Origin of the sequence: Bacillus sp. DX3.1, from assembly GCF_030292155.1 — a bacterium.
In the GTDB taxonomy this organism is placed as follows: Bacteria; Bacillota; Bacilli; order Bacillales; family Bacillaceae_G; genus Bacillus_A.
The window spans coordinates 4,361,372-4,387,978 of the sequence record NZ_CP128153.1 but is presented as its reverse complement, the minus strand read 5'-3'; the positions used below and the strand labels follow the sequence as shown (position 1 = coordinate 4,387,978).

Below are 26,607 nucleotides of genomic sequence, written 5' to 3'. Positions count from 1 at the left end.
ACAAATAATGAAATCCCAAAATATTGGAAGCTGATATTCTATGTCTCTCGTATCAACTACCACATAAATTTCTACGTAAAACGTCAAATTCCTGCAAAATTTTTTAGAAAAATAAAAGAAAAACTAATGAAAATTATCTGAAATGTTAAAATTGTTCATTATCTAATATACTCATATTGGCATAAGAGATTTTCATTTGCTATGATGAGAGAGAGAATAGAGAAGAAGGTGAAAGGGTTATGTCAGCAATTAACTGGACACAAGAAGTTGAAAAGAAAAAAGATGCAATGATTCATGATGTACAGCAATTTTTACAAATTAAAAGTGTATGGGAAGAAGAAACAGCGAAAGAAGGTGCACCGTTTGGAGATGGTGTAGCCAAAGCATTATCTTTCATGTTACATAAAGGAGAAGCAGATGGGTTTGTTTCCAAAAATTTAGAAGGCTATGCAGGCCACCTTGAAATGGGACAAGGAGAAGAACTAATCGGTATTCTTTGTCATGTTGATGTTGTGCCAGAAGGAGACGGTTGGACAACGCCTGCTTATAGCGCGGATATTCGTGATGGAAAGATTTTTGCACGTGGTGCAATTGATGATAAAGGGCCGACAATGGCGGCTTATTATGCAATGAAAATTGTAAAAGAACTAGGATTACCGCTTTCTAAACGTGTTCGCATGATTTTAGGAACGGATGAAGAAAGTAATTGGAAGTGTGTAGATCATTATTTTAAACATGAAGAAATGCCGACGATGGGATTTGCACCAGATGCAGATTTTCCAATTATTAATGCTGAAAAAGGAATTTCTGATATACAAGTTGTGCAAAATCATACGGAAACAACAGGTGGAGAATATGAATTAGTTTCATTCTCTTCTGGTCGTCGTTTAAATATGGTTCCTGACTTCGCGGAAGCAGTTCTTGTAGGAGAGAACGTGGCAAAAGCTAAAGCTGCGTATGAACAATACTTGCAGAAAGCTGGGAAAACAGGTGCGGCAAATGTAGAAGGAAATACTGTTACATTGCAAGCAGAAGGAATTTCAGCACACGGTTCTACGCCTGAAAAAGGAGAAAATGCTGGTTTATTGCTAGTCAATTTTTTAAAAAAGATTGCTCTTGATGGAAAAGGTGCATCATTTGCTACATTTGTAGCTGAAACATTTACGGATGATACACTTGGAGAAAAAGCAGGTATTGCTTATGAAGATGAGATTAGCGGGCCGCTAACAGTTAATGTAGGTCGTCTCTCTTATACGAAAGAAGAAGGCGGTAAACTAGGTTTAAATGTACGTTATCCGGTAACAACAAATTTTGAAGAGACAGTGCAAAAACTAAGAGACTATGTTAGCGCAAAAGATTTCCAAGTGGCTGATTTTTCTAATTCGCGCCCCCATCATGTTGATAAAGAGCATGTGTTAATTCGCACATTACAGCGTGTATACGAGGAGCAAATGGGAGAGAAAGCGGAACTATTAGCGATTGGTGGTGGTACATATGCTCGTTCATTACAAGCAGGTGTAGCATTTGGTCCGTTGTTCCCTGGAAAAGAAGAACTTGCTCATCAAAAAGATGAATATATTGAAATTGAAGATTTATTAAAAGCAACAGCGATTTATGCAGAAGCAATTTATGAACTAGCAAAATAAGGTGAAACTTCTATCGGCGGGGCTACATCCCCCCACGGCTAGTTTCGTTTGTAACGATACATGACCGCTCTCTATTTAGAGAGCGGATTCTTTTTACTTTTTTCTTGTTTACTAATTTGCCAATGAAGTTCTGTATTACTGCATTTCATCCCGTATTAACGAACAGTAATACCCCCGCCTCAAAGTTCTACAAGAAGAAAAAAAGTTAGCTTGGGGGATAAATTGCCCGAAAAAGCCCGATTGGTGAGGGCTAATAATCAGTGGGGGATGAAGAAAACCCCCACTGATTAAAGTTTCACTTTATATGAATGAGATAAAGAAGGAAAGCAACAATAACAGAAAGGAGAAGATGAAAATGGTGAAACATTATTTTGTGGCGGTTACTTTACCGCAGCATATAAAAGAGATGCTTGGGAGCTTTAAAGAGGAAATGAAAGGTGAGTTACCATTTCGCTCATGGGTACATCAAGAGGATTATCATATTACACTTGCTTTTTTAGGGAGTGCAAGTGCGGATCAGCTTGCAGGAGTAGAGAGGAGTTTACAACAACTCATATCTACGGAAACATTTTCCCTTACATTGCAAGGATTTTCTACATTTGGGGTTGCGGAGCGTCCGCGTGTGTTTTGGGCAGGTGTGAAAGAAAATTCAGCTTTATTTCAACTACAAAAGCAAGTACATACGATGTGTGAGAGAAACGGTTTTACCTTAGAAACACGTCCGTATCATCCACATATTACCGTTGCTCGTAAGTGGCTTGGGGAAAATCAATTTGATCTTAAGAGTTTGAAACAAATAGAAACGGTTTTGTTTCAAACTGATACTGTTACATTATATGAATCGCAAATTAATCAAACCCCGAAATATAAGCCGATTTATGAAATAAAGTTACATACATGTAAAGCTTAAAAACGTTTCTTATAATTGTGAATATACTATAGAAAATAGTTATTTGGTATTTAGAGTCTGATTGGTTCAATTCATCTTTAGGAGAAACAAGTTTCTTCTAAATGAAGTTTCACTTTAATTCCGAGAATGATGGTGATTTTTTATGCTGAAAGTGCAACGTCCATTTGAAGCCTATTTAGATGAAGTGAATAAGATTACAATTTTGCTCCCGCATGCGTATGGAACAAGCCGGACATTTTTTGTACATGATGGAAATCATGTGTGGGAGCTTTCTATTGTTCAAACGCTTTCTCTTTCAGGTGTAACAAAGTATGAAAGTTATATAGAGCATCCGCTTGATGTAGGCCAATCTTATACAGTGCGAGATGAGCGGAATGAGGAAACAGATTTACAAATCGGAGCGGTTATTCGGACAGCTGCATTCGATGAGAGATATTATTATGACGGTACGGATTTAGGAGCTTGTTACAGAAATGAAGCAACGACTTTTAAAGTGTGGGCACCGACTGCGCTACTCGCGAAAGTGCGAATTTATAAAAATGATAAAGAATATACAGATTATGAAATGAAAAGGGAAGAGAATGGTGTTTGGTTTCAAGATTTACATGGTGATTGGGATGGGGCACAATACACGTTTCTCGTTTGTATTAATTTAATATGGCGAGAAGCTGTAGATCCATATGCGAAATCTGTATCAGTGAATGGTACGTATGGAATTGTGATCGACCTTACGAAAACATGTATGGAAGAACAAACATCATTAACTGAACTTGCTTCTCCAACGGATGCAATTCTTTATGAAGTGCATATTCGCGATGCTACAATGCATCCAAATAGTGGTGTGAAACAAAAAGGGACGTATGTTGGATTAGCGGAAGAGAATACGAAGGGAAAGCTGGGGACGGCAACTTCTTTTTCATATATAAAAGAATTAGGTGTCACGCACGTTGAAATATTACCACTGCATCATTTTGCAGGAGTGGATGAAGCAAACCCACTTGAATCTTATAACTGGGGATACAACCCATTATATTACAACGCTCCAACGGGAGTATATGCAACAGATCCATTCGATCCTTATAACCGAATTCTAGAGTGTAAACAGCTCATTCAGATGTTTCATAAACATGGACTTCGAGTGATTTTGGATGTTGTGTACAATCATGTATATGAACGCGAAACGTCTTCCTTTGAAAAACTCGTACCAGGATACTATTTTCGGCACGATGAAAATGGTATGCCCTCAAATGGAACTGGAGTCGGGAATGATCTAGCATCCGAACGAAAAATGGTGCGGAAATTTATCATTGATTCTGTTTTGTATTGGCTTACTGAATATGGAGTAGATGGTTTTCGATTTGATTTAATGGGAATTTTAGATGTAGAAACAATGAATGTATTGCAAAAGAAAGTAACGGCTAAAAAAAAGGATGCGCTGTTATTAGGAGAAGGGTGGGATTTACAAACGCCACTTCCAGCAGAAGAAAAGGCAGTGCTATATAATGCGAATAAGATTCCAAAAATTGCACAGTTTAACGATCAATTTCGTGATGCGATAAAAGGCAGCACGTTTGATGTGGATAAGCGTGGATTTGCATTCGGAGGAAGTATAGATCCGAAGCATCTGCAATATGTTTTAACGGGGAGCCTTTCGCATGTAAAAGAACAAGGGCTATTTATAGAACCTGTTCAAACAATTAATTATGTCGAATGCCATGACAATATGACGATGTGGGATAAATTGGTGTGCAGTAATCAAGAAGCCGAACATATACAAAAACGTCGTCATCGTTTAGCGACAGTAATGACGTTGCTCGCACAAGGTATTCCGTTTTTGCATGCAGGACAAGAATTTTACCGTTCAAAGAATGGAAATGAAAACAGTTATAATGCGCTTGATGAGATTAATCAAATAGATTGGGATCGAAAAGAAAGAGAAATGGAAGCGATTGCTTATATACAAGGAATCATCGCAATTCGCATGGCGCACGGGGCATTTCGTTTACCCAATTCTGATTTAATAAAGGAACATATGACCTTTTTGCAAACACCTTCTTCTATCGTCGCTTACCATCTGCAGCATGTTGAACAATTTGGGCCTTGGAAGGAGATTGTTGTTTTGTTTCATAGCGGATTACAATCAGAAACGATTTCTCTACCAAAAAATGAAACGTGGTATGTATTAGCAGATGATAAAGTAGCAAATGTACAGCCGATTTCTTCATTTCAAGGAAATGAGCTGCAAATAGCTCCGATTAGTTCGTATATAGTGGCGATAATGTGACAAATCGCCACTTGACGATGAGAATGTAATAAATGTAGAATTGATAAAGGTGACGATTTTGATAAGTTGCCATTCTATCATTGATTTTATAAAATAAAGTAAAAGATTGGACATTTTGTTTGTCCTACTTTCTTGGCATGCGCCAAGATTTCTTTTTCTTTCATTCAATTACAGTGCGTGTTCAAAAAGAGGATAAAGAGAGCCGATTAGTTCGAGGCGCGGAAGCTAGAAGGATACGGAGTGTAGATGGAGTTACACGAGTACCGGACTTTTTGAACATCCTCTTACAGTAAAAAATATTTATATGAATCCACAACAGATTCAAAAGATGTTGCGGTTTTTCTTTTCATAACTATAAAAGATAAGGATTTGTTAACGGGTAATGAATATGGAATGGTTGGAACAATTATTAGGAGAAGAGTGGGGAATTATACCAGCTGGTGGGGCGACAGGTGACGCTTATATTGCACAGAATGGGCAACAAAAATTATTTTTAAAGCGGAATACATCGCCCTTCTTGGCGGTATTGTCAGCAGAGGGAATTGTTCCAAAGTTACTTTGGACAAGAAGAGTAACAAATGGTGATGTGATTTCAGCACAAAAATGGCTACCAGGACAGAAACTAGAGCCAGAGGACATGAAGCTAGAACGTGTTGCGAAGCTTTTAAAAAAAATACATTCTTCTAAAGCGCTTGTGCAGATGATACAAAGGCTTGGTAAGCAGCCGTTACATGCACAAGATTTGCTGCAAGAAGTACATTTTACTTTAAAAGATGATATAAAAAAAGACGAAATCATTCATAAAGGACTTCAGTATTTACAGAAGTCCCTTGTGAATGTGGAATATGATGAGCTTGTCGTCTGTCATTGTGATGTAAACCATAACAATTGGTTATTATCAGATGAAAATGAATTGTTTTTAATTGATTGGGATGGGGCGGTCATTGCCGATCCTGCCCTTGATATCGGTATGCTATTATATTGGTATGTGCCCCGTGAGCAGTGGGACGAATGGCTAGGGTATTATGATATTGAAATGACTGACTCACTGCTTTATCGTATGAAGTGGTATGTTGTGGCACAGTCTATCATTTCTATTCAATGGCATACGACAAAAAATCAACAAGTAGAAGTTAAATATTGGCATCAATATTTAAAACAACTACTTGCTTCTGAGTAAATTTAAGAAAAACTATCCATTCCAGAAATCCATTGTGAAAGTTGCTCTTGATTGTTGGAAATATGATTGTCTAAATCAGGAGAGTATTTACCCGATTGACTATAATAATATACATCGTTTAGCATTGTTTTCACATCGCTATTCACATTATCGTTTGCAAGCAATGATTGAATGAGTCGTTCTAATTGTTCGCATTCAGAAACTGTTCCACAGCAATCACTTTGGTGATTGACTAAAATATCTTTTAAAATTTCTAATTGATGTTTTTGATTAATCGGCATGACTGGATCATCCTTTCGATTGTTGTTCTACTTGAACAAGTAAGAGAAGTGTTCTGTTTCGTCATGGAGTAGTTAATCATAGGCTAACAAAACTTCTGTATCTGAATGGAAGTTTCGTTGTATGCTCTTTATAGTCTTTATCAAAATGGTACATCTTATACTTGAAAAAAACGGACCGAGTGCTCGTACGTACTTGGTTTTTTGTTTGATATATTCATTTTTTATCCCGCTATTCGCGTGCAGTAATACCCCCATCTCAAAGTTCTGCAAGAAAGCGATCTAATGTAAAAATATGAGTGATTCAAGAAACGATTGGGGAAAAGAACATTCTACAATAGCTAAATAAAGAGAGGAAGACAACTATGCGCTTAAGACATAAACCATATGCAATGGATCGAATCAATGAGTATTCGCAGTTTGTAATTGGAAATCCGGAGGAGCACCGCGGCGATTGGCAAGCGTTGTTTGGAAATGATCACCCGATTCATATCGAAGTTGGAACAGGACGTGGTCGCTTTGTTTATGAAATGGCGAAAGCAAATCCACATATTAATTACATTGGAATTGAAAAATTCACAAGTGTGATTGTAGATGCGCTAGATAAATTGATTGAAGAAGAAGTACCGAATTTAAAGTTAATTAATAAAGACGCTGAAGATTTAACTGTCTTTTTTGCAGAAGGTGAAATTGACCGTGTTTATTTAAACTTCTCAGATCCATGGCCGAAAAATCGTCATGAAAAACGTCGTTTAACATCTAAAACATTTTTACGTAATTACGAAGAAGTGCTTGTAAAAGGCGGGGAGATTCATTTTAAAACGGATAACCAAGCGTTATTCGAATACTCACTTATGAGCATGGCCGAGTATGGCATGTTATTAACATTCCTTAGCTTAGATCTCCATAAGAGCGATTTTGAAGGTAATATTATGACAGAATACGAAGAGAAGTTTTCTAGTAAAGGAAATCGTATTTATCGCGTAGAAGCGAAGTATCGTACGGAACCTGTGCAGTGATGCGCAGGTTTTTATAATGTATAAAAACTTTTTTTTCTGAATTTTATGTTAGTATTAAAGGAAAAAGGGGAGTGGAAAATGGAACGTTTACAAGTGGGAGAAATACAAGTGACATGGTTAAGCGGAGGAAATACGCATTTAGATGGAGGAGCGATGTTCGGCGTTGTACCGAAAGTGCTTTGGTCACGCAAATATAAACATAATGATACAAATCATATTTGTTTACGAACAGATCCATTGTTATTACAAACGAAAGATGGAAATATGCTGATTGATTCAGGCATAGGAAACAATAAAATGAATGGGAAGATGAAGCGAAATCAAGGAGTGACAGAAGAATCATCGGTTGAACAGTCACTTAGCAAGCTTGGCCTGAAAAATGAAGATATTGATTATGTGCTAATGACGCATCTTCATTTTGATCATGCATCAGGCTTAACAAAATGGGAAGATGATAAGCTTGTTCCAACATTTCCAAATGCAAAAATATATGTGTCACAAACGGAATGGAATGAAATGAGAGATCCTAATATTCGTTCGCGAAATACATATTGGAAGGAAAATTGGGAGCCAATTGTGCAGCAAGTCGTTACTTTCTCAGAGGAGATTCATGTGACGGATGAAGTAAAAATGGTACATACAGGTGGTCACAGCGATGGACATGCTGTTATTGTTGTTCAAAGTAAGGAAGAAACGTTGCTACATTTAGCGGATCTTTTACCAACGCATGCCCATCAAAATGTACTGTGGGTTATGGCGTACGATGATTATCCAATGACATCAATTGAACATAAGCAAAAATGGATAAAGTATGGCACGGAGCAAAAGGCATGGTTTACATTTTACCATGATGCTTATTACCGGGCTGTGAAATGGGACGAGGAAGGAACTATGGTAGAGAAGGTAGAGCGAAAAGAAGCGGATGTACCAAGTGAAGTGTAAGAAAGATCGAAGTGTGAAGTGGGGGGAGACCCCCACTGATTAAAGTTTCACTTTATATTTCCTTTCAACTGCCAAATACGTAATTGTAACTATTTGTCGAAAGAATCACCTTTAAAATATTCTGAAAATTGTTATAATATCCCTGAGTTACTGCATTATTATGTGTTCCACAATGCGATAATATAAGCGTTTTATTTGGAAGGGGGAAGCATATTGTATATGACAATTGGAAAGTTGCTTGAATTGACTACTGGAAATTATCCAGATAAAGAAGCGATTGTCGAACCGGAAAAAAAGATTCGCTGGACGTATACAGAATGGAATGAACAGGTGGACAAGCTAGCTCATGCACTTCAAAAAAGTGGTATACAAAAAGGTGACCGCGTCTCGACATTTCTTTTTAATAGTAGTGAACTAGCAACTACATGTTTCGCTTGTGCAAAAATTGGAGCCATATTTAACCCAATTAATTTTAGGCTAAAACCACAAGAACTCATTTATATATTAGAAGATGTTTCTCCAAAAATCGTACTTTTTGAACAGCAATTATCCTCTCAAGTACAAAGTATTCATAAACAATTTCCTCATATTCAGTTCTGGTACATTGACCAAAATCATCCACCGTTTTCTATTTCTTATGAAGAAAAATTATCCAAAGCATTGCCGAAATTTGAAACAGTAGAAGTAAAAGAAGATGATATTTGTTCCATTATGTATACAAGTGGAACAACTGGTTATCCGAAGGGAGTACTCCACCGTCATCGAGAAATTATTGATCAAAGTTTGATGGGGATTGCATATTTACATTATACAGAAAATAGTCGTGGTCTTGTAACAGCGCCGATGTTTCATTGTGCTGAGTTGCATTGTTGCTTTGTTCCAAGGGTACATAGCGGTGGAGCGAATATTATTCTGCACCATTTTGATGCGAAAAACGTGCTTGAAACGATTGAAAAAGAGAAGGTTACTGTTATGTTTGCGGCACCTACAATGTGGAATATGATGTTGCAAGAAGATTTAGTACAGTATGATTTATCTTCTCTCAGGTACGGTTTATATGGGGCAGCTTCAATGGCGCCGGCACTTGTAAAAGCTTGTGATGAAAAATTGAACGTTTCATTAGTACAAGCTTATGGTATGACAGAAATGGGACCGGCAGTTACTTTTTTACGAGAGAATGAGCAGCTTTCTAAAGTAGGTTCTGCAGGAAAGGCTGCCTATAATCATGAAATTCGTATTGTTCGTCCAAATGAAGAAGGGCTATCTGAACCAAATGATATATTACGACCGTATGAAATCGGAGAAATTATTATGCGGGGTTCCTGTTTGATGAAAGGATATTACAACAATGCAGAGGCGACAGCAAAAGCATTATATAAAGGCTGGTACCATTCAGGGGATTTAGGTTATGTAGATACAGATGGTTATTTGTACATTGCAGACCGCGTTGATGATATGGTCGTTAGTGGCGGAGAAAACATTTATCCACGTGAGATCGAGGACTTTTTGTATACACATGAAAGCATTTTAGATGTTGCGGTGCTTGGAGAAAAAGATGAGCTTTGGGGAGAACGTGTCCTCGCATACATTGTTTCAAAAGATCAGTCTCTTACCGAAGAGGTGTTAGATGAGTATTGTAAAACAAGTGATAAGCTTGCTGATTATAAACGTCCGCGCCGCTATGTATTTGTTGAACAACTGCCAAGAAATGCGAGCGGTAAAATTCAAAAATTTATTTTACGCAGCCAAGGGGCAGAAGCGAAGGCGAAGGGGAGAATATGATGAAACATAAGTATTTACAGGAAGAGCATCACATTTTTCGTGATGCCTTTCAAAAATTTTTAGAAAAGGAAGCATATCCATACTATAACGAATGGGAAAAAGACAGAATTATTCCTCGTTCTTTATGGAAAAGTATGGGGAATAAAGGTTTTCTTTGTCCAATGGTAGATGAGCAGTATGGTGGAGCGGGTGCTGATTTTGGATATTCGGTTGTCATTAACGAGGAACTTGAAAAGGTTGGATCAAGTTTAATTGGAATTGGTTTACATAATGACATTGTCGTTCCATACTTCACGCAGTATGGAACAGAAGAACAAAAGAAGCGTTGGTTACCAAAATGCGTAAGCGGCGAATATATAACTGCAATTGCGATGACGGAGCCAGGGACAGGTTCTGATTTGGCGAGTATTCGAACAACTGCAAGAAAAGAAGGCGATTATTATGTCGTGAATGGTGAAAAAACATTTATTACAAATGGTATTCATGCGGATTTAGTCGTTGTTGTTTGTAAGACAGATACAAGTGTCAAACCAGCTCATCGAGGCATGAGTTTACTCGTTTTAGAAAGAGGAATGGAAGGATTTAAGAGAGGGAAAAAACTTGAAAAAATCGGCTTACATAGTCAAGATACAGCAGAACTTATTTTTGAAGATGTAAAAGTTCCTGCTTTAAATTTGTTAGGAGAAGAAGGGAAAGGCTTTTATTATCTTATGGAAAAGTTGCAGCAAGAACGTCTTATCGTTGCAATTGCTGCTAAAACAGCGGCAGAAGTGATGCTACATATAACGAAAAACTATGTACAAGAGCGAAAAGCATTCGGGAAAAATATAAGCGATTTTCAAACGGTACAGTTTCGATTAGCAGAGATGTATACAGAAATTGAAATTGGTAGAACATTTGTAGATGACTGTATTACTGCTCATATGAATGGTGAGAACATCGTGACAAAAGTATCGATGGCGAAGTGGTGGTTAACAGATCTTGCAAAAAAAGTGTCAGCAGAGTGCGTACAGCTGCACGGCGGATATGGCTATATGGAAAAATATGAGATTGCGCGACGTTATCGTGATATTCCAGTAAGCTCGATTTATGCTGGAACGAATGAGATTATGAAAAATATTATTGCGAAAAGTATGGGCTTATGATGCTGAAAGGAATAACAGTTGTTGATTTTTCTCATTACTTACCAGGTCCGTATGCCGCGCTGCGCCTTGCTGATTTAGGTGCAGAAGTGATAAAAGTAGAACCGCTTTATGGTGATTTAGCAAGAGGATTGGAGTCAGATAATCAGGCGTTTTTTTATGCAAATAATCGTAATAAGAAAAGTATTGCAATAAACGTAAAGCATCCAGAAGGAGTAGCAGTAGTGAAAAAACTTCTTCAAAAAGCTGACGTTTTAATAGAAAGCTTCCGGCCTAACGTAATGAACCGTCTTGGCCTTGGATATCAAGAAGTTAAACGGATAAATAAAAGTGTCATTTATGCTTCATTAACTGGATATGGACAAAAGAAAGAACATTCGAACCTTGCAAGCCACGATATAAATTTTATGGCAGTAAGCGGCGTATTAGCGCAGTTGAAAGATCAAGAAGGCATCCCGGTTCATCCCAAAATTACCCTTGGAGATGAGGTAGGCGGAATGATGACTTCAGAAAAAATTATGGCAGCATTGTTTCAAAGAGAGCGAACTGGGGAAGGGAGTTATCTCGATATTTCCCTTGCAGATAGCTTAATGATGTTAATGAACAATCATATTATGCTTGAAAAAATGTATAACAAACGTCATGGGTTAGATTTACTTAGCGGTAAGATTATATGTTATTCCATCTATGAAACGAGTGATGAAAGGTTTGTTGCGTTTGGAGCAGTTGAACAAAAATTTTGGCATTCCTTTTGTGAAGCGGTAGGAAGAGTAGAATGGAGCGATAAGCAATATGAACTAGCTCAAGATGGTCAAATCATTTATGAGCAAATGAAAGCGATCTTTGCTAGTAAGCCATTGGCGTATTGGACGAAATTTGCGATGGAAGTGGATTGTTGTTTGGCGCCTGTTTTGGAGACAAATGAATTATCGTCGTCACCATTTACAAGACATCTAGTAAACGAGAAAGGATATGTATTTACACATACGGGCCATACATTTACGAATCCACCAAAGCTTGGTGAGCATACAGAAGAAGTGTTGCAAAAACTTGGATTATCGAAGTTAGAGATTGAGAGGTTGGAACAATTAGATGTGATTGGGCGAGTTCGTGTATGAATAATTGATCCATTGTTCGCTAATGTGTAAGAACATTTCGAAAAAATGATTCGTTTTTGAAATAAATTCTAAAGGAGTAAATATATAAATACAAATAAAAAACCGACATAAAACCCTTCTTTTTAGGTGGGAGAGAGCATCCGGCCATGCATAGAAGCGGTCAGGTCCTTTTCCTGCCCAGACATAGTGAAAACAAAGAGAGAAAACGAGTGCAGGTCACCTTTTGTTATCCATAGCCGCGGCTTATATGTCGAAAAATCAAAATGGACTTATATGGAAAATAATTATAGGAGGGAAATAATGATTCAAAATATCGGAGTAATTGGTGTAGGGATTATGGGGAGTGGGATTGTCCAAGCGTTAGCGATGGGCGGCAAATATGTGAAAATGTATGACGTATCAGAAGAAAGTTTACAAAAAGCGTATGGAGCTATTACGACAAGCTTGAGTCGGTTCGTGAACGCAGGGCGTATGACAGAGGAAGATAAGAATAGCATTCTAACTCATATTACTTCTACAGTTATATTGGAAGAAGCTTGTCAAAATGTAGAGCTTGTTATTGAAGCGGTACCAGAAAAATTACAGTTAAAGAAGGATATTTTTCAAAAGCTAGATTTGTATACATCGCAATCTACTATTCTAGCAACGAATACGTCAGAATTAAGTGTAACTGCGATTGCCAGTGTAACAAATCGTCCAGAAAAAGTAGTGGGGATGCATTGGTTTAATCCTGCTCCTGTTATGAAGCTTGTTGAAATTGTACGAGGAGTGGTTACGGCAGAAAGTACGATACAAGCAGTAAGAACAGTGTCAGAAGAAAGCGGGAAAGAAACGGTTGTTGTGAAAGATATGCAGGGATTTGTGACGTCACGGGCAATTGCTATTCATATGTTAGAGTGCATGCGTATGTATGAAGAAGGAATCGCAAGTAAAGAGGACATTGATAAGGCGATTAAGCTTGGTTTGAACTATCCAATGGGACCATTTGCATTAGCAGATTATGTAGGGCTAGATACGATGCTATTTGCGAGCGAAGGACTAATGGAAGCATTTGGTGATAGGTTTAGAGCACCGCAAACACTTGTGAAACTTGTAGAAGCAGGACATCTTGGAAGAAAGACTGGGAAAGGTTTTTATGATTATCAAAAAGGGAAAGTAGGCGAGAAAATATGAAGCGGGACGTTGTCATTGTTGAAGCTATACGTACGCCAGTTGGTAAAAGAAATGGTGCGTTTCGTTTACTTCACCCAGTGCAACTTGCGGCAGTTGCACTGGGTGAAATAACAAAACGGGGGAATATAGAGAAAGGACTCGTAGAAGATATTGTTATGGGGTGTGTAACGCCAATTAACGAGCAAGGTTTTAATATTGGGAGACTTTCGGCACTTGAAGCGGGTTTTCCTATTACAGTTCCAGCGGTAACGATTAATCGGCTTTGTGGTTCTGGGCAACAAGCTATTCACTTTGCCGCGCAAGAAATTAAATCAGGGGATATGGACATTACGATTGCGGCTGGTGTTGAACATATGACGAAAGTTCCTATTTTAAGTGATGGAAATGAACAGACAATCCCAAATAGTCTTCATGAAAAGTATCAATTTGTGCATCAAGGTGTATCTGCTGAGATGATTGCTGAAAAATATGGCATTACCCGTGAACAGTTAGATACTTATGCGCTAGAAAGTCATAGACGAGCACTTCAAGCTATTGAATCTAGACACTTTCAGCGAGAAATTGTACCACTGCGCGGTGTAGATAAAGAAGGTAATGAAATATTAGTTGAAAATGATGAAGGTCCGAGAAGGGATACTTCTTACGAAGCGTTAGCCAATTTAAAAACAGTATTTAAAGAAAATGGAGCGATTACAGCAGGGAATGCAAGTCAAATTAGTGATGGTGCTGCAGCAATCTTGCTGATGGATAGTGAAAAAGCTAAAGAGCTAGGTTGTAAAGCGCGTGCTCGTATTGTTAATCAAGTGGTTGTTGGTTCTGATCCGACGATAATGCTTGATGGCGTTATCCCTGCGACGAAAAAAGTGTTGCAAAAATCAAATTTAGCAATTCATGATATGGATGTTGTAGAAATCAATGAAGCATTTGCATCGGTTGTTTTAGCATGGCAAAAGGAAATGGAAGCAGATTTACAAAAGGTGAATGTTAACGGTGGTGCGATTGCATTAGGCCATCCACTTGGGGCAACTGGTGCAAAATTAATGACTTCTCTTCTTCATGAATTGGAGAGGCGGAAGGGAAGGTACGGCCTACTGACAATTTGCATCGGACATGGGATGTCAACAGCGATGATAATTGAAAGAATGTGAAAAGGCGTGCAGAAATTCATCTGCACGCTGTTATCCTGCTATTCGCGGGCAGTAATACCCTCACCTCAAAGTTCTGCAAGAAAAGCAAAGCAGTTAGGTGGGATTATTACTGTCCGTAAAAGCCCGATTGGTTAGGGCTAATGATTAGTGGGGGAAGAAGACCCACACTGATCAAAGTTTCACTTTATGTTTTCGGATTTTCCGAGTTCTTTAAGCAGCTTTTACTTCTAAAACAGTACCTGTTTTTGCATCTACTAAAAATTCAAATCGTTCTTGTATGTCATTTATCATTGTTGTGAGACCGCCACGATATACTTCGTATGCGACATCGTATTTTTCAAATGTCTCTGGAACCATATGTACCCAAGAGCCAGTAACTTCACCTTTATGACTTAATGCTTGTTTCGCCATTTTTAATGCTTTTTCTGAAGAAATATGGGATTGTTCTTGAACTTTGTTTGCAACAAGATAACCAGCTGCAAATCCTACTCCAAGACCAGCTAGTAAACCCTTCCAGTTCATATATTCACCTCAATTCTATGAAATAGTATGTCAATAATAAGTATAATGCAATTCAAATGAAAAAAGAAGAAACTAGAAACATTTCGAAAATTTCGTTACAATAAAAGAAGCATTCTACTAATGTTTGAAGGAAGGGAATTTCGTGAATAAAGAGACATTAGAATTATTTCGTACATTAACAGAATTACAAGGTACTTCAGGATTTGAACATGATGTACGCCACTTTATGAAACAAGAGTTAAGTAAATATGCAGATGAAATTGTACAAGACGGCTTAGGTAGTGTGTTCGGTTTGAAAAAAGGGGATGAAAACGGCCCACGCGTTCTTGTGGCTGGTCATATGGATGAAGTTGGCTTTATGGTCACGCAAATTACAAAAAACGGGATGATTCGTTTTCAAACGCTAGGCGGCTGGTGGAGTCAAGTATTGCTAGCGCAGCGTGTACAAATTATGACGAAAAATGGACCAATCATTGGGGTTATTGGTTCTATCCCACCTCATTTATTAAGTGACGCGCAGCGTGCTAAACCGATGGATATGAAAAATATGTTAATCGATATCGGTGCAGATAGCTATGAGCAAGCACTTGAAATTGGTGTAAAGCCAGGACAGCAAATCGTTCCAATTTGTCCATTTACGCCAATGGCAAACGAAAAGAAAATCATGGCGAAAGCTTGGGACAACCGCTATGGTTGTGGTCTTGCGATTGAATTATTAAAAGAGTTAAAAGATGAAACATTGCCAAACACGTTATACTCTGGTGCAACTGTTCAAGAAGAAGTAGGTCTCCGCGGGGCACAAACAGCTGCTAATATGATTCAGCCAGATATTTTCTATGCGCTTGATGCAAGTCCTGCAAATGATGCATCTGGTGATACAACGCAGTTCGGTCAGTTAGGAAAAGGAGCACTGCTTCGTATTTATGACCGTACAATGGTAACACATAGAGGAATGCGTGAATTTATTTTAGATACAGCAGAAACACATAATATTCCGTACCAATACTTCATTTCACAAGGTGGTACAGATGCAGGTCGTGTACATACAAGCAACTCGGGTATTCCATCAGCAGTAATTGGTGTTTGTGCTCGTTACATTCATACACATGCTTCTATCTTACATGTTGATGATTATGCGGCAGCAAAAGAATTGATTACGAAGCTTGTAAAAGCAACAGATAAAACAACATTAGAAACAATTAAAAACAACGCTTAAAAGAAAGGGCCGTCTTCGGTCTTTTCTTTTCGTATATATAAATACAAATTACAAAACCGACATAAAACCTTTTTTTAGGTGGGAGAGAGCATCCGACCATGCATAGAGGCGGTCAGTGCCTTTTTTAGCCCCATGCCATGTGAAACCAAAAGGAGAAAACGAGTGGGGGTCTTCTTTTGTTTTCGTAGCCGCAATTGATATGTTGGGAAATCAAAAAGGATATATGGTGAAGAACTGATAAAGAAAGAATAAGAGTGTCAATTATCTTTGGTTCTTTGTAGTACTGATTTATATAGAGGTGAACAATATGAAAGTAGCAGTCGGATCGAAAAATCAAACAAAAGTAGGAGCGGTAAAAGAAGTATGGAAAGAGGTAAGTATTACTTCAATTTCTGTTCCTTCAGGAGTAGCAGCGCAGCCATTTTCTGATGAAGAAACGATGCAAGGGGCAATCAATAGAGCGAAGCGAGCACTGCAAGAAGAACGAGCTGATATCGGAATTGGACTAGAAGGCGGCGTAATGAAAACAAATCACGGTTTATTTATGTGCAACTGGGGAGCTTTAGCGACGAGTGAAGGGAAAGTGTTTGTTGCAGGCGGAGCGAGAATTAAGTTGCCAGATGATTTTCTTGCCCCTCTTGAAAGTGGAAAAGAGCTAAGTGAAGTAATAGAGGCATTTGTAAAGCGGAAAGATATTCGTAGCCATGAAGGGGCAATTGGAATCTTCACAGATCATTACGTCGATCGGACACAATTATTTGTACACGTTGTAAAGCTATTAGTTGGGCAATATAAGTATGATGAAAAACAAGCATAAACCTTGCACCGTGCGTGATGTATGGTAGTATAAAAGAAGATTAGAGATGAAAAAAACACTTCGTTAGAGGAGGAAATATAGATGAAATCATTAGAAAGCATGGAGCAATTTCAAGAGTTAAAAAATGAAGAGAAAGTCATTTTTATGTTTTCAGCAGAATGGTGCCCAGATTGCCGTTTTATTGACCCATTTATGCCAGAAGTAGAAGAAAAATATAATGACTTCTTATTTTACTATGTAGATCGTGATGAATTTATTGATCTCTGTGTAAAACTAGATGTATTTGGCATTCCAAGTTTTGTAGCGTACAATAAAGGTGAAGAAACTGGACGCTATGTAAATAAAGATCGAAAAACACAAGAGCAAATCGAAGAGTTTATTGAAGGTTTAAAATAAGGCAGTGTGCCAATTGAATTGTAAGAAACAACCTCTACCTTCGCGGGGGAGGTTGTTTTTTTGGAAGGGAGGCAAACGAAATGAAAATGACAAGTAAAAAGATGAAAGAAGAGTTAATGACTAGATTGGCTCGTCCAGAATGGGAATTTCATTATGATAGCGAAAAAGATACACTTCGTATTGAACAAAAAGATACGAAAAAAGGAATTAACGTTTCGCTCCCAGGAGTTGTGGCAAAATGGGAAGTGAAAAAAGAAACTGCGATTGAAGAGGTTGCGTATTACGTAGAAGAGGCATTGCTTGCTATGCATAAAGAAGAAAGTAGTGCAGCAAAAATTTTACCGGTTATTCGCTCTACTTCTTTTCCAAAGCAAGCGGAAGAAGGAAATCCATTCGTAATGACGGATCATACAGCAGAAACGCGCATTTATTATGCATTAGACTCGAATAAAACGTATCGACTCATTGATGAGCGCTTATTACAAAAACTAGGACTTACAGAGCAGCAAGTACGTGAGATGGCATTGTTTAACGTTCGTTCATTAAGTCATACGTTTAAACAAGATGAAGTAGCGGGAAATACATTTTATTTCCTAAATACAAATGATGGCTATGATGCGAGTCGTATTTTAAATGAATCGTTATTACAAACGATGCGTGAGAAGATTTCTGGCGACATGGTTGTGGCTGTTCCGCACCAAGATGTATTAATTGTTGCTGATATCGTGAACGAAATCGGTTATGATATTATTGCACAAATGACAATGAAGTTTTTTGCAGAAGGTCATGTTCCGATTACATCACTTTCATTCGTATATGAAGATGGGGACTTTGAGCCAATCTTTATTTTAGCGAAAAATCGGAAGCAGACAAATGGAAAAGAGAAAGGATGAACGAAGTGAACGTTTTTTACAACCTTGAAGGAATTGGCGATACATTAATTGTTGCCTTGCAAGATATTACATTAGAAAATCGTACATTTGACCGCAAAGGAGATGTTGCACGCGTTTTTGATCGTGAAAGCAACGTAACAGCAGGATTTAACATTTTCAATGTATCTTCTTATGTAGAGGTAAATGAAGTTGGACATATTACATTAACAAAAGAGCTTGTTGAAAAAGTAAATGAAATTCTAGAAAAGAATGGCTTTGAAGAGAAAGTGGAAGCAGATCTTTCACCGAAATTTGTTGTTGGCTATGTAGCAGAGAAAGAAAAACATCCAAATGCAGATAAGCTAAATATCTGTAAAGTAGAAATTGGCACAGACACATTACAAATCGTATGTGGTGCACCAAACGTTGATGCGGGACAAAAAGTTGTTGTCGCAAAAATCGGTGCTGTAATGCCAAGTGGTATGCTAATTAAGCCAGCTGAGCTTCGCGGTATTCCATCCGCTGGAATGATTTGCTCTGCACGTGAATTAGAGCTTCCGGATGCTCCGCAAGAAAAAGGAATTCTTGTGTTAGAAGATGGCTATGAAGTTGGACAAGAGTTTACATTTTAATTTCATATAATAAGAAAATGGTCTCATTCTATAATGAGGCCATTTTTTTATCAAAAAATAGACAAGAAAACTCCATCTTCAAAACGTGAAGGGAATAGCCCTGTTTAAGGTGGAGATGAATTGCCATCTATTTTGACACGTATAGTTTGTGTAAAATGTTGTCGTACGAAAGAAAACAAACAAGTACAAGTAAACGGGATCAAGTTCCGTGATGACCTGTCAGGATTCAATTGGTCAAAAGTTCCGGGTGTTTTACTTGAGCTTGGGTTTATCCCGCATTAACGGGCAGTAATACCCCCACCTCAAAGTTCGGCAGGAAGCAAAGAAGTTAGGTGGGGGATAAACTGCCCGTAAAAGCCCGATTGGTTCAACTAATGATCAGTGGGGATGAAGAAAAACCCCACTGATCAAAGTTTCACTTTATGTCCAATTCTGAAGAAGATCAGAAACTATCAGATCAGAACTATTTAGATCCTTTATTGCAAAGTGTAGCGGATGGCGTAGAAGAATATCAGAAAAGTAAGAGCTAAACAGCAGTCCTATCTATTTGAGACTGCTGTTTTTTTACTGCAGCACTTATGAACAATTTGGCTAGAAAATTCGAATATCATAGGATAAAATGCAGGAGCGTAATTTTACCTGCACTTTTTGCCGAATGCTGATACAATAAAGGGTGTTACTATTTAGTAGAAAGAGTGGTAAGCATGTTAGATTGGATGAAAAAGCTGTTTAACAAAGAGGAACAACAGGAAGAAAAAACAGTGGTTAATAAAGAAACATCGATACAAACTGAAGGTAAGCCAAGAATTCCTCGTGTAAACCACTACACTGAAGTAAGAGAAGCGCAAATGTCTAGTCGAAATGCAGGTGTAAAATGCCGTTTCCCATTAATACCTGATGAGGGATTCGCTGAGGAGAATGTAGAAGAAACGTTGCATTTTCAGCAGCAGTTTGTACAACGACCAACATCGAATAGGGAGAGACGTAGGCACCGACATGTAGAAGTAGAACAAACCGATACAGTTATAGAGCCGGTAGTTGAACATGTCGTGAAGAAGACTTCTATACCAGTACAAGAGAGTAGCCGAAGACCGTTTCGTCCAACAGAAATGATTTCGCCTATCTTTGGATATAATCGTCCATCGGTAGAAAATCAGGAGGTTCAGGAGGAAGAAAACGGACTGGAAGATCTTGAAATATGCGTAGAAGGAAAAGCAGTCGTTGATGCTTGGTTGGAGAAAAAAGGATATTCTCTGTCTGATGTATCAGCAGCACCTAATCAATCTTCCGAGAAGCAGCAACAAGAGGATATGCCAGAACATGATGCTGCGGAACAACAAAAGAGCTCGACAGAAGAGCAATCAGTTGTTGATAAATGGCTGGAGAAAAACGGTTATGTTTCCGATCTTACTGCATCAGAGGAACAGGAAGATGTGGATGCATTTGCTCATTCTAGTGCAATCTCAGTTGAAAAACAAATTGGAGAGCACGAAAGCACAGAGGTAGGAAAAAAAGAGCATACTGTTGGAACCATACATTCGGCTGAGCATGAATCAGATGTAGTGGCGTTATCACAACATGGTGACGAAGTGGAGGAAGAATCTTTACAAGATGAAGTAATAGATCCTACTGTAGAGAGTATGAATACAGCATTAACAGAAGAAAATGAGTGTAAGAAAGAAATAAAAGAAGAATCCGAGGAAGAAGTGCTAGTTGAAGCAGTAGAAGAATCCGAGGAAGAAGTGCTAGTTGAAGCAGTAGAAGAATCCGAGGAAGAAGTGCTAGTTGAAGCAGTAGAAGAATCCGAGGAAGAAGTGCTAGTTGAAGCAGTAGAAGAATCCGAGGAAGAAGTGCTAGTTGAAGCAGTAGAAGAATCTGAGGAAGAAGTGCTAGTTGAAGCAGTAGAAGAATCTGAGGAAGAAGTGCTAGTTGAAGCAGTAGAAGAATCCGAGGAAGAAGTGCTAGTTGAAGCAGTAGAAGAACCTGAGGAAGAAGTGCTAGTTGAAGCAGTAGAAGAATCCGAGGAAGAAGTGCTAGTTGAAGCAGTAGAAGAATCCGAGGAAGAAGTGCTAGTTGAAACAGTAGAAGAACCTGAGGAAGAAGTGCTAGTTGAAACAGTAGAAGAATCCGAGGAAGAAGTGCTAGTTGAAGCAGTAGAAGAATCCGAGGAAGAAGTGCTAGTTGAAACAGTAGAAGAACCTGAGGAAGAAGTGCTAGTTGAAACAGTAGAAGAACCTGAGGAAGAAGTGCTAGTTGAAGCAGTAGAAGAATCCGAGGAAGAAGTGCTAGTTGAAACAGTAGAAGAACCTGAGGAAGAAGTGCTAGTTGAAGCAGTAGAAGAATCCGAGGAAGAAGTGCTAGTTGAAGCAGTAGAAGAATCCGAGGAAGAAGTGCTAGTTGAAGCAGTAGAAGAATCCGAGGAAGAAGCGTCCGTTGAAACAGCCGAAGAACCGGAAGAAGAGATGCCTGTTCAAGTAAGCGAAGAATCAATAGAGCAAGAGTCTTTAGAAGGCACAATTATCATAGAACAAACGGTGATTTCTGCACAAGAGACAATCGTTTCTGAAACAGAAAGAAGTGTGTTACAACCGTCTGCCGTAGCAGATGAACAAACAAAAGAAGCTGTTCAAAATTTTGCAGATGTATTAATAGAAGAAGCAGAAGAGAAACAAGAAGTTGTTTTGGAGCAGCCTGTGAAGCAAATAGAAGAACCGAAGCGTGAGAAAAAGCGTCATGTACCATTTAATGTTGTGATGTTAAAACAAGATAAACGTAAACTTATAGAGAAAAATGTAGCAGGAATGAAAGTATCACAAGCTCCTACACAACAAATTGTGAAGCAGGAATCAAATACTTTTGCTGAGCAAACATATGTGAAAGAGCAACCAGTACAACAAGTGGAAGCAGAAACGTTTGCAAAAGAGCAACCAGTACAACAAGTGGAAGCAGAAACGTTTGCAAAAGAGCAACTAGCACAACAAGTGGTAGTAGAAACGTTTGCGAAAGAGCAACCAGTACAACAAGTGGTAGTAGAAGCGCTTGTGAAAGAGCAACCAGTACAACAAGTGGTAGTAGAAACGTTTGCGAAAGAGCAACCAGTACAACAAGCAGTAGCAGAAACACAAGCTACACAAGGGCAAGAAAAAGAGTACGTTGTAAAACAACAAGAGCATCATGATATACGTAATGTTTTACAAACGCCGCCAAAATATGAATTCCCATCGTTAACACTTTTGACGATTCCGAGTCAGTCGACAACGAATAATACGGAATGGTTAGAAGAACAAAAGGAATTATTAAATACAACATTTAATAATTTTCATGTGGGGGCTAATGTTGTAAATGTAACACAAGGACCCGCTGTAACTCGTTTTGAAGTGCAACCGGAACCTGGCGTGAAAGTAAATAAAATTACAAACTTAAGTGATGATATTAAATTAAACTTAGCGGCGCGAGACATCCGAATTGAAGCACCAATTCCAGGGAAGAGTGCAGTCGGAATTGAAGTGCCAAATAAAGAAAGTAAGCCGGTATTTCTACGAGAAATTTTGAGAAGTCCTGTGTTTACAAAGAGTGAATCACCGCTCACAGTTGCGCTTGGACTTGATATTTCTGGAGCACCAATCGTAACAGATCTTCGTAAGATGCCGCACGGATTGATTGCCGGTGCGACTGGATCAGGGAAAAGTGTATGTATTAACGCGATATTAACGAGCATTTTATATAAGGCGAAACCGCATGAAGTGAAGTTGATGCTTATTGATCCGAAAATGGTTGAACTGGCACCGTATAACTCTATACCACATCTCGTTGCACCGGTTATTACTGATGTGAAGGCAGCAACAGTAGCGTTAAAATGGGCTGTAGAGGAAATGGAACGTCGCTATGAATTATTTGCACATGCAGGTGCACGTGATTTAACTCGTTATAACACGATTATGAGTGGACAGGAGATTCCAGGTGAGACATTACCGTATATTGTGATTGTCATTGATGAGTTAGCAGATTTAATGATGGTCGCTCCTGGTGATGTAGAAGAAGCAATCTGCCGCATCGCTCAAAAAGCACGTGCTTGTGGAATTCATTTAGTAGTTGCAACGCAGCGTCCTTCTGTGGATGTTATTACAGGCTTAATTAAGTCAAACATTCCAACGCGTATTGCATTTACGGTATCATCGCAAGTAGATTCACGTACGATCATTGATATTGGTGGAGCCGAAAAATTACTTGGTCGTGGTGATATGCTATTTTTAGGAAACGGTACGTCAAAACCAGTTCGTGTGCAAGGGGTATACGTTTCAGATGAAGAAATTGAAAAATCGGTCGCTCATGTGAAAAGCCAAATGAAACCAAATTATTTATTTAAGCAAGACGATTTGTTGGCAAAAACAGAACAACATGAAGCGGAAGATGAGCTGTTTTTTGATGCTTGTCAATTTGTTGTAGACCAAGGGGGAGCGTCCACATCTTCTGTGCAGAGAAGATTCCGCATCGGCTATAATCGTGCGGCACGTCTTATTGAAGAGATGGAAGCACAAGGGATTATTTCAGAAGCACGCGGAACAAAACCGAGGGATGTCCTTATTACAGAAGATGAATTTGCTGCTATGCAGGATACGAATGTATAAGGAAATGTTTTGCTGTATACTAAGAGAAAATGTTGGATAGTAAGGTAGGGAGTAAAACGACATGAAAGAAATAGAATTAAAATTACAAGGTGAAATCAATCGACTAACAAATAAAACATTTAAATTTGATGAACGAGTGGGAGAAGGTTGGTTTTCTGCCGTTTACTTTTTAAAAACTCGTGATATTATTCAAGAATTTCGCCCAAACAGCTTTGTGACGATGCAATTTTTCCAGAAAGAGCATGCGGTACTTTGTGGAACAGATGAAGTATTAGCACTCTTACAAACATTTGCGGAACATCCGGAAGAGTTGGAAATTCACTCTTTAAAGGATGGCGATAAAGTCAGTCCATTTGAAACGGTTTTAACAATTCAAGGACCGTATGAATATTTCGGATTTTTAGAAGGTGTAATTGATGGGATTTTAGGTCGTCGTACATCTGTTGCAACGAATGTATATAATGTTGTACAAGCAGCACGTAGCGGTGAAAAAGAAAAACCAGTTATTTTCATGGGTGACCGTGATGATCACTATACACAGCAAGCTGGCGATGGCTATGCGGCTTATATTGGTGGTATGAGTGCACAAGCAACGCATGCGATGAATGAATGGTGGGGCAGAAGTGGAATGGGGACAATGCCTCACGCACTAATTCAAATGTTTAATGGGGACGTTGTAGAAGCTGCAAAAGCATACTATAAAAAGTTCCCAGAAGATGATTTAGTTGTACTCATTGATTATAACAATGATGTCATTACGGACGCGCTTCGAGTTGCACGTGAATTTGGATCGGAATTAAAGGGTGTGCGTGTCGATACGTCCCGTACGATGATAGATCAACACTTTATTCGTCATCCAGAAGTGCTTGGAACATTTGATCCACGTGGTGTAAACCCATCATTAATTTTTGCACTTCGCAAGGCGCTTGATGAAGAAGGATACCAGCATGTGAATATTGTTGTAAGTGGCGGATTTGATGAAAAACGTATTCGTGATTTTGAAGCGCAAAATGTTCCTGTAGATATATATGGAGTAGGAAGCAGCTTATTAAAAATGAATATTGGCTTTACTGGCGATAATGTGGAGTTAAATGGGAAACCAGAAGCGAAAGCTGGCCGTAAGTATCGTCCAAATCCACGTTTGGAACGCGTTCAATTGCAAAAAAGTAAAAACATGGAATGAAAGGAAAAACTGATAGGGAATTGACCCTATCAGTTTTTCTGTTATCATAGTATAACGGATTGTTTTTTGCTATAATAGGTTTGTTATGGACATATAAGAAGTACGTACATGTTTGATTAAAAATGTAAGTTGATTACCAAAATAAGAAAAGATTCATATACTGTCTTATAGATAGACCGTTGTATTAGTTCGAAATGTTGGAGGTTCTTTAAGATGACAGTTTACCATTTTGTAGGAATTAAAGGAACAGGAATGAGTTCATTAGCACAAATTCTTCATGACATGAAGCACACTGTTCAAGGTTCTGATTTTGAAAAGCGTTTCTTTACACAAGCAGCGTTGGAAAAACGTGGAATTTCCATTCTTCCTTTTGACAAAAATAATATTGAAGAAGGACAAGTGGTTATCGCAGGAAACGCGTTTCCTGATACGCATGAAGAGATTGTAGCAGCAAAAGAATTAAATATCCCTGTACATCGTTACCATCATTTTTTAGGGGAACTTATGAGTAAGTATACAAGTGTTGCCGTAACAGGTGCACATGGAAAAACATCAACAACAGGTTTATTAGCTCATGTGATGCAAGGTGCACACCCAACATCCTATCTTATTGGAGATGGAACAGGGCATGGGGTAGAAAATAGTAAGTATTTTGTGTTTGAAGCATGTGAATACCGTCGTCATTTCTTGTCGTACTATCCAGACTATGCAATTATGACAAATATTGATTTTGATCACCCAGATTACTTTGCAGACATTAATGATGTATTTAATGCGTTCCAAGAGATGGCATTGCAAGTGAAAAAGGGAATTATTGCATGTGGTGATGATGAAGAACTTCAAAAAATTCAAGCGAAAGTACCTGTTATTTTCTATGGTTTTGGTGAAGATAACGATTTCCAAGCACGTAACATTCAAAAGAGAACAGATGGTACCGTGTTTGATGTATTCGTTCGTAACACGTATTATGAAACATTTAAAATTACAGGTTACGGCAATCATAGCGTACTAAATGCATTAGCGGTTATTGCCCTTTGTCATTATGAACACATTGATGTCGAAGCAGTAAAATATCAGTTAACAACCTTTGGAGGCGTAAAGCGTCGCTTTAATGAGAAACCGATGGGAGAACAAGTCATCATTGATGATTATGCACACCATCCAACAGAAATTAATGCGACGATTGAGGCTGCTCGTCAAAAATATCCAGAGCGTGAAATTGTCGCTGTATTCCAGCCTCATACATTCTCACGTACGCAAAAATTCTTAGATGAGTTTGCAGAAAGCCTAAGCAAAGCTGACCAAGTATACTTATGTGATATTTTTGGATCAGCACGTGAAAATAAAGGTGAATTAACAATTCAAGACCTGCAGCAGCGTATTGACGGTGCAGAATTGATTACAGATACAACGACAGATGTATTAAAGAAATATGAAAACGGCGTTCTTATTTTCATGGGTGCTGGTGACATTCAAAAATTCGAAGCTGCTTACGTGAAAGAAGTGAAAGTGGCGGAGAAGTAATAAAGAGAAGACGTGCAGCTATTGTTGCACGTCTTTTTTTGTGTCGAAGCGCCGATATATGGTGAGAAATGGTCGATATATTTTAAAAAGCGCTGATATGTTGATAGTGTGTGTTCTTTTTGTATTGCTGTTGTAATAAGAAGATGTACATAACACTGAAGATCAAATTCTTCACATGAATATATAATCCTTAAC

General features: G+C 38.4%; 21 protein-coding genes and 1 pseudogene. 20 read left to right on the top strand and 2 right to left on the bottom strand.

The window, feature by feature from the left end:
* Nucleotides 1–239: 239 nt before the first annotated feature.
* The 4 genes from pepV to QRE67_RS22000 all read left to right on the top strand — a co-directional run bounded on the left by pepV (nt 240) and on the right by QRE67_RS22000 (nt 6,020).
* On the top strand, nt 240–1,646 hold the full coding sequence (pepV, locus tag QRE67_RS22015; RefSeq protein WP_286122316.1) for a dipeptidase PepV: 1,407 nt from the start codon (nt 240–242) through the stop codon (nt 1,644–1,646).
* Between the two features lie 355 nt (nt 1,647–2,001).
* On the top strand, nt 2,002–2,556 hold the full coding sequence (thpR, locus tag QRE67_RS22010; RefSeq protein ID WP_286122315.1) for an RNA 2',3'-cyclic phosphodiesterase: 555 nt from the start codon (nt 2,002–2,004) through the stop codon (nt 2,554–2,556).
* A 142-nt stretch (nt 2,557–2,698) separates the two neighbouring features.
* A complete protein-coding gene (gene pulA / locus QRE67_RS22005) occupies nt 2,699–4,840 on the top strand; it encodes a type I pullulanase (protein WP_286122314.1) in 2,142 nt (713 codons plus the stop codon).
* A gap of 382 nt (nt 4,841–5,222) precedes the next feature.
* Nucleotides 5,223–6,020 carry a phosphotransferase family protein gene (locus QRE67_RS22000; protein WP_286122313.1) on the top strand — a complete coding sequence of 266 codons (798 nt, stop codon included), beginning with the start codon at nt 5,223–5,225 and terminating at the stop codon, nt 6,018–6,020.
* A gap of 2 nt (nt 6,021–6,022) precedes the next feature.
* On the opposite strand, the gene QRE67_RS21995 is transcribed toward QRE67_RS22000, so the two are convergent.
* Nucleotides 6,023–6,301, bottom strand: coding sequence for a YtzH-like family protein (locus QRE67_RS21995; RefSeq protein WP_286122312.1), 279 nt, complete (start codon nt 6,299–6,301; stop codon nt 6,023–6,025).
* A 362-nt stretch (nt 6,302–6,663) separates the two neighbouring features.
* Between QRE67_RS21995 and trmB the strand changes: the two genes are divergently transcribed.
* From trmB to QRE67_RS21960, 7 genes are all read left to right on the top strand, one after another.
* Nucleotides 6,664–7,317: a tRNA (guanosine(46)-N7)-methyltransferase TrmB gene (gene trmB, locus QRE67_RS21990; RefSeq protein ID WP_286122311.1), complete on the top strand. Its 654-nt coding sequence runs from the start codon at nt 6,664–6,666 to the stop codon at nt 7,315–7,317.
* 78 nt (nt 7,318–7,395) lie between these two features.
* Nucleotides 7,396–8,259 (top strand): YtnP family quorum-quenching lactonase, encoded by an 864-nt coding sequence (locus QRE67_RS21985; RefSeq protein WP_286122310.1) that lies wholly within the window; start codon nt 7,396–7,398, stop codon nt 8,257–8,259.
* 213 nt (nt 8,260–8,472) lie between these two features.
* Nucleotides 8,473–10,041 carry a fatty acid--CoA ligase gene (locus QRE67_RS21980; protein WP_286122309.1) on the top strand — a complete coding sequence of 523 codons (1,569 nt, stop codon included), beginning with the start codon at nt 8,473–8,475 and terminating at the stop codon, nt 10,039–10,041.
* Nucleotides 10,041–11,186, top strand: coding sequence for an acyl-CoA dehydrogenase family protein (locus tag QRE67_RS21975; protein WP_286125355.1), 1,146 nt, complete (start codon nt 10,041–10,043; stop codon nt 11,184–11,186). Before QRE67_RS21980 ends, QRE67_RS21975 begins: the two co-directional genes overlap by 1 nt.
* Nucleotides 11,186–12,301, top strand: coding sequence for a CaiB/BaiF CoA transferase family protein (locus QRE67_RS21970; protein ID WP_289396234.1), 1,116 nt, complete (start codon nt 11,186–11,188; stop codon nt 12,299–12,301). The genes QRE67_RS21975 and QRE67_RS21970 overlap by 1 nt, the downstream gene beginning before the upstream one ends.
* Nucleotides 12,302–12,601: 300 nt before the next feature.
* Nucleotides 12,602–13,474 carry a 3-hydroxyacyl-CoA dehydrogenase family protein gene (locus tag QRE67_RS21965; protein ID WP_286122307.1) on the top strand — a complete coding sequence of 291 codons (873 nt, stop codon included), beginning with the start codon at nt 12,602–12,604 and terminating at the stop codon, nt 13,472–13,474.
* Complete coding sequence (locus QRE67_RS21960) at nt 13,471–14,622, top strand: thiolase family protein (protein WP_286122306.1); 1,152 nt, start codon at nt 13,471–13,473, stop codon at nt 14,620–14,622. The genes QRE67_RS21965 and QRE67_RS21960 overlap by 4 nt, the downstream gene beginning before the upstream one ends.
* A 210-nt stretch (nt 14,623–14,832) precedes the next feature.
* On the opposite strand, the gene QRE67_RS21955 is transcribed toward QRE67_RS21960, so the two are convergent.
* The gene (locus QRE67_RS21955; protein ID WP_286122305.1) at nt 14,833–15,144 is read right to left on the bottom strand and encodes a PepSY domain-containing protein; all 312 of its coding nucleotides are present in this window, start codon (nt 15,142–15,144) and stop codon (nt 14,833–14,835) included.
* A gap of 142 nt (nt 15,145–15,286) precedes the next feature.
* Here QRE67_RS21955 and QRE67_RS21950 point away from each other — a divergent pair, with 142 nt between their 5' ends.
* The 9 genes and pseudogenes from QRE67_RS21950 to murC all read left to right on the top strand — a co-directional run bounded on the left by QRE67_RS21950 (nt 15,287) and on the right by murC (nt 26,412).
* A complete protein-coding gene (locus QRE67_RS21950) occupies nt 15,287–16,360 on the top strand; it encodes a M42 family metallopeptidase (protein ID WP_286122304.1) in 1,074 nt (357 codons plus the stop codon).
* 307 nt (nt 16,361–16,667) lie between these two features.
* A complete protein-coding gene (locus tag QRE67_RS21945) occupies nt 16,668–17,177 on the top strand; it encodes a DUF84 family protein (protein WP_286122303.1) in 510 nt (169 codons plus the stop codon).
* Nucleotides 17,178–17,258: 81 nt separating this feature from the next.
* Entirely contained in the window at nt 17,259–17,573 is a 315-nt protein-coding gene (locus QRE67_RS21940; RefSeq protein WP_286122302.1) for a thioredoxin family protein, read from the top strand.
* A gap of 80 nt (nt 17,574–17,653) precedes the next feature.
* The gene (locus QRE67_RS21935; RefSeq protein WP_286122301.1) at nt 17,654–18,466 is read left to right on the top strand and encodes a DUF1444 domain-containing protein; all 813 of its coding nucleotides are present in this window, start codon (nt 17,654–17,656) and stop codon (nt 18,464–18,466) included.
* Nucleotides 18,463–19,077, top strand: a complete 615-nt coding sequence (gene ytpR, locus QRE67_RS21930; protein WP_286122300.1) for a YtpR family tRNA-binding protein — start codon at nt 18,463–18,465, stop codon at nt 19,075–19,077. Before QRE67_RS21935 ends, ytpR begins: the two co-directional genes overlap by 4 nt.
* A 162-nt stretch (nt 19,078–19,239) precedes the next feature.
* Nucleotides 19,240–19,350, top strand: a pseudogene (locus tag QRE67_RS21925) (N-acetylmuramoyl-L-alanine amidase); the annotation flags it as partial.
* 431 nt (nt 19,351–19,781) lie between these two features.
* Nucleotides 19,782–23,705, top strand: coding sequence for a DNA translocase FtsK (locus tag QRE67_RS21915; RefSeq protein WP_286122299.1), 3,924 nt, complete (start codon nt 19,782–19,784; stop codon nt 23,703–23,705).
* Nucleotides 23,706–23,766: 61 nt separating this feature from the next.
* Nucleotides 23,767–24,888: a nicotinate phosphoribosyltransferase gene (locus QRE67_RS21910; protein ID WP_286122298.1), complete on the top strand. Its 1,122-nt coding sequence runs from the start codon at nt 23,767–23,769 to the stop codon at nt 24,886–24,888.
* A 213-nt stretch (nt 24,889–25,101) separates the two neighbouring features.
* The gene (gene murC / locus QRE67_RS21905; protein WP_286122297.1) at nt 25,102–26,412 is read left to right on the top strand and encodes a UDP-N-acetylmuramate--L-alanine ligase; all 1,311 of its coding nucleotides are present in this window, start codon (nt 25,102–25,104) and stop codon (nt 26,410–26,412) included.
* Nucleotides 26,413–26,607 lie beyond the last annotated feature (195 nt).

Coding starts and splice junctions, on each gene's coding strand:
- QRE67_RS21955 (WP_286122305.1), bottom strand. CDS start 15,144: ATGAACTGGAAGGGTTTACTAGCTGGTCTTGGAGTAGGATTTGCAGCT.
- thpR (WP_286122315.1), top strand. CDS start 2,002: ATGGTGAAACATTATTTTGTGGCGGTTACTTTACCGCAGCATATAAAA.
- QRE67_RS21910 (WP_286122298.1), top strand. CDS start 23,767: ATGAAAGAAATAGAATTAAAATTACAAGGTGAAATCAATCGACTAACA.
- QRE67_RS21970 (WP_289396234.1), top strand. CDS start 11,186: ATGCTGAAAGGAATAACAGTTGTTGATTTTTCTCATTACTTACCAGGT.
- QRE67_RS21945 (WP_286122303.1), top strand. CDS start 16,668: ATGAAAGTAGCAGTCGGATCGAAAAATCAAACAAAAGTAGGAGCGGTA.
- murC (WP_286122297.1), top strand. CDS start 25,102: ATGACAGTTTACCATTTTGTAGGAATTAAAGGAACAGGAATGAGTTCA.
- pepV (WP_286122316.1), top strand. CDS start 240: ATGTCAGCAATTAACTGGACACAAGAAGTTGAAAAGAAAAAAGATGCA.
- QRE67_RS21975 (WP_286125355.1), top strand. CDS start 10,041: ATGAAACATAAGTATTTACAGGAAGAGCATCACATTTTTCGTGATGCC.
- ytpR (WP_286122300.1), top strand. CDS start 18,463: ATGAACGAAGTGAACGTTTTTTACAACCTTGAAGGAATTGGCGATACA.
- QRE67_RS21940 (WP_286122302.1), top strand. CDS start 17,259: ATGAAATCATTAGAAAGCATGGAGCAATTTCAAGAGTTAAAAAATGAA.
- trmB (WP_286122311.1), top strand. CDS start 6,664: ATGCGCTTAAGACATAAACCATATGCAATGGATCGAATCAATGAGTAT.
- QRE67_RS21965 (WP_286122307.1), top strand. CDS start 12,602: ATGATTCAAAATATCGGAGTAATTGGTGTAGGGATTATGGGGAGTGGG.
- QRE67_RS21935 (WP_286122301.1), top strand. CDS start 17,654: ATGAAAATGACAAGTAAAAAGATGAAAGAAGAGTTAATGACTAGATTG.
- QRE67_RS21985 (WP_286122310.1), top strand. CDS start 7,396: ATGGAACGTTTACAAGTGGGAGAAATACAAGTGACATGGTTAAGCGGA.
- QRE67_RS21915 (WP_286122299.1), top strand. CDS start 19,782: ATGTTAGATTGGATGAAAAAGCTGTTTAACAAAGAGGAACAACAGGAA.
- QRE67_RS21960 (WP_286122306.1), top strand. CDS start 13,471: ATGAAGCGGGACGTTGTCATTGTTGAAGCTATACGTACGCCAGTTGGT.
- QRE67_RS21995 (WP_286122312.1), bottom strand. CDS start 6,301: ATGCCGATTAATCAAAAACATCAATTAGAAATTTTAAAAGATATTTTA.
- pulA (WP_286122314.1), top strand. CDS start 2,699: ATGCTGAAAGTGCAACGTCCATTTGAAGCCTATTTAGATGAAGTGAAT.
- QRE67_RS22000 (WP_286122313.1), top strand. CDS start 5,223: ATGAATATGGAATGGTTGGAACAATTATTAGGAGAAGAGTGGGGAATT.